Source organism: Streptomyces sp. CC53 (assembly GCF_001865245.1).
Classification (GTDB): Bacteria; Actinomycetota; Actinomycetes; order Streptomycetales; family Streptomycetaceae; genus Streptomyces.
This window is the reverse complement of sequence record NZ_MKXB01000172.1, coordinates 12,815-16,239: the sequence shown is the minus strand read 5'-3', so window position 1 is coordinate 16,239 and position 3,425 is coordinate 12,815. Positions and strand designations below refer to the sequence as shown.

The 3,425-nt window shown below is 63.0% G+C and carries 4 protein-coding genes; 1 reads left to right on the top strand and 3 read right to left on the bottom strand.

The features are described 5' to 3' along the window. Positions 1–392: transposase (locus tag BJP40_RS21535; RefSeq protein WP_218153227.1), on the top strand; the 392-nt coding region annotated here is incomplete at its 5' end. Between the two features lie 72 nt (positions 393–464). Here the strand turns inward: BJP40_RS21535 and BJP40_RS21530 are convergent. The 3 genes from BJP40_RS21530 to BJP40_RS34985 form a co-directional block, all read right to left on the bottom strand. Then, the gene (locus BJP40_RS21530) at positions 465–1,331 is read right to left on the bottom strand and encodes a hypothetical protein (protein WP_071281736.1); all 867 of its coding nucleotides are present in this window, start codon (positions 1,329–1,331) and stop codon (positions 465–467) included. A 2-nt stretch (positions 1,332–1,333) separates the two neighbouring features. Beyond that, positions 1,334–2,602, bottom strand: coding sequence for a site-specific DNA-methyltransferase (locus tag BJP40_RS21525; protein ID WP_218153226.1), 1,269 nt, complete (start codon positions 2,600–2,602; stop codon positions 1,334–1,336). Positions 2,603–3,076: 474 nt separating this feature from the next. After that, positions 3,077–3,425, bottom strand: a 349-nt coding sequence (locus BJP40_RS34985; protein ID WP_218153225.1) for a transposase, incomplete at its 5' end; no start/stop codon positions are given.

Genomic DNA, 3,425 nt, shown 5'->3' with positions numbered 1-3,425 from the left:
TCGCCGCGAGCGTCCAGGACCGTGACGGCGCGCGACGTCCGTTGCTGTGGACCCGCCTCGACCACCCGGGTGTGAAGAAGATCTGGGCGGACCAGGGGTTCGCCGGGCGCCTGGTCGACTGGACAGCCTCAGTCCTCTGCCGCGAGCTGGAGATCATCCGCAAGGACCCCGGCCAGAAGGGCTTCCAGGTCCAGCCCAAGCGCTGGGCGGTCGAGCGGACGCTGTCATGGATCACCGCACACCGCCGCCTCGCCCGGGACTACGAACAGCAGCCCGCCCACTCCGAGACCATGATCCGCTGGGCGATGATCGGCATCATGGTCCGCCCACTCACCCGCGGCCGACCGGCAACCCGACCCGGCCCCCGACGACTCTCACACGTCAATCAGTGAGATCTCAAACGCGGTCTGAGCAACCCCATGATATCACGAGTTCAACCTCAGTAGGATTTATGGAAGGACCCGTCAAACAAAGGTGTCGAGGAAACCAACCGCGTCGGCCAAAGTGCCAAACGTCGCCTGGATGACGTCTCCGTTCGTGTACGCGATCCGAATCTCGAATCGCAGGAATGGAGCAGCCTCCACACCGCAGGAGTAGGACCTGACACCCTGAATAGCATCGCGAACAGACGCGTATTGCGTACCGTTTCCATGCAATGGAGTGACGACGACGTAATCAATGCTCCTCACTACGCGGCACTCCAGTTCGGCGACAAATTCGCGGAACTCGTCAGCGTGAGCGGTGCGCAACGCAGTTGCCAACTCCCGCTTTTCAGCGTAGGACTTGTTAGTATAAGCATCGCACTGCTCCTGCCAGAAGTCGTCTGGCGTGCCTTCACCGAGTCCCTCAATATCGATACCAGCATCACGGAAGACCTTCGCCGTGGTCGGGAACTGGAGATGCAGCACCACGAATCCGCTTGACCGCATCTGCTGCAGGGACGGCGCCGACCACTGTCCGGCCACCACCGCAGCAGGCGTCGGCTTAACGTTATTCCACTTCGCAAGCACTGGGAGCACAGCTCCCTGAATCTCCTGCGCCTTCGCCCTGGAGTGCTTCGTGTACCGCCGCCACGCCGCCTCTATGAAGGCCGCTGGATTCCCAGCCTTTCTGGGGCTGCCTCCGCGCTCCAGCACGAAGTCAAGGTCGTGGCTGTTCCCCAAGTCATCGGTCCATGTAACCAGCGTGCCGGGGCGCACTCCGGGACGAGGACCTTTACTGTCGAGGTACAGGTCATGACGGCCAGCGACGTCCTGGAGGACCGGCTTCAGCGCTTCCTCCATGACGTTGCCGATGATCTGCCCGAGGAGGTGACCCGGTGCTGTCGCCATTCTCAGCCCTCAATCCAAAGTCGACCCTCGTGGAGGGGGTGATCGTGTTTCCGGTTCTTCCACTTGGTGTTACGGTCGCGCACCTTCTCGAAGCGCCACTCGTTGAACCCCGCCGAGAGTGCGAGCTCTCCAAGCCAGCGCTCGACCGGCACATGAACGCCATACGGGGCTGAATCCCCAACGACGTAGCAGACCTTTACGCCTGGCGCGCTCGCCCGCCGGAGCGCTTGCCAGACCTGCGCAGAGTCCAAGAAGTAGCCCGCAACCATGAGATCGTAGGCCTTCTTCCCGCCCTTCGTGCTCCTGACTTTCGCCAGCTCAGCGAAGACGGCCAACAGCTCTTTGCGGATCGGCTCCAGCAGTGGCGACTCCAGCGCCTCAGCAGGGTCCCAACCGCCCATGTGCTGGGTCGCTGACTTCATCAGCTTCTTCCGCAGCGGCTTCAAATCGCCCCAGCCGACAATCTCTCCGAGGAACGACTGTTCCAGTCGCGTCGCGTCGGCATAGTCGAAGTTGTTTGCGTACGGCGGCGACGTGACAATGAGGTCTGCCCATCCATCCGGGACACCCTCCAGTGTCCGAGCATCGGCTTCGATGATCTGCCCCTCGGGAGCTGATCTCCTGGAGCCCATTGCCCACATGTCCTGCGCGAAGAGTTCGACGCGGGCCTCGAATGCCGCAAGCGGCTCCGCTACACGGCTCTTCGTCTTGTTCGGAAGCACGTACTGCCACTGTGCGGTCCCAGCAGGAGAACAGGCACGAATGATGCTCACGAACGCCAGCCACAGCAGCTCGTCGTACTCGTCCCCAACTCGGAGGCGCTCGATGGCATCGCGTACACGCAGCAGGTCAAGCAGGGCCTCCCGGTCGGGGAAGCACTTGGCAATCAGCGGCGAGGACGGCTCCGTTACGGGGCTGCCTTTCCCAACCTCAAGTCGAACCTCGTCGGCGCGCTTGATGAGAACGTCGGGATCGGCTCGCCATGCGAGCTTGGCTTTCGCGATGCGGGTGACGAACGGGTGCACGTCGACGCCGACGCCAGTAGCTCCCACTGTCTCGGCAGCGATGACGCTGGTGCCAGAGCCACCAAAGGGGTCGAGCACATGCTTCGCCTCGGACTCCGCAATCACCGTCGCAGCCCACTGGGCTGAGAAGCCAGCGCTGTATCGGAACCACCGGTGCACTGGAAGCCGCATGTTGTCCACGAACGTGGTGGTGTTGGCCGCTCGTTTCGCTTGCGGAACATCCATCGGCAACGGTGGTTGAGTCACGTCGATCCTCCTAGCAACGGGTCGTCCGTATGCCCGCCTGCACTGAGATGCTCGCAAGGGTATCGGAGCGCTCCGACAGCCTAGTACTCCAGCCGTAGAACTTGATCTTCATGCCCAAGGTGTCCTGTCGTTGGCGCCCTGATCCTTGTGGACAATCTGTCGCCGGTAGGACTCCGATAGCGCCTTGGCCTGTGCGTTCTCCCACTTCGCCGCCGGCCTCCGGAGCCGCTGCTCAGGTTCGAATCCTGTCTCCAGCTCGGACAGCGTGACCAAGCCGCTGACCAGCAAGAGTGCGAAACATGGAGACCCGGACTCAGTCCCACTGAGTCCAGGTCTCTGTCGTCGTGTGTCACTGATCACGAGTGAGTTGCGAATGAGGGCCGGACACGCCGGCGCCCATCGCCCGCCCGGCCCCACACCCCCACCCCGTACAACCTACGTTGCTTCTGAGGTTGAAAGGGCAGGGTGACGGGGCTACGGGGGCTCCAGTCCGAATCCGGTCTCGGCTATGAAGCCGTTGAGGATCTGCGGTCGGTGTTGGATGGCGCGTAGGCGGTTCTTCACGAGCGGGGTCGGCTCGTCGATCGTGCGGGGTGCGGGGTTGGCCAGGGACTTCTTCAGGTGGGCCCACACGCCTTCGACGGGGTTGAGGGCGGGTGCGTAGGGCGGGAGCTTGATGATGGTCAGCCAGTCGCTGTTGCGTTCGCAGAACTCCCACAACGCCTTGGCGTGGTGGGTGCTGGCGTTGTCCCACACCACGATCAGCGGGGCATCGCCGAGTTGCCGGCGGGCAGAGGTCAGCAGGTCCGCGAACTCGCGGGCT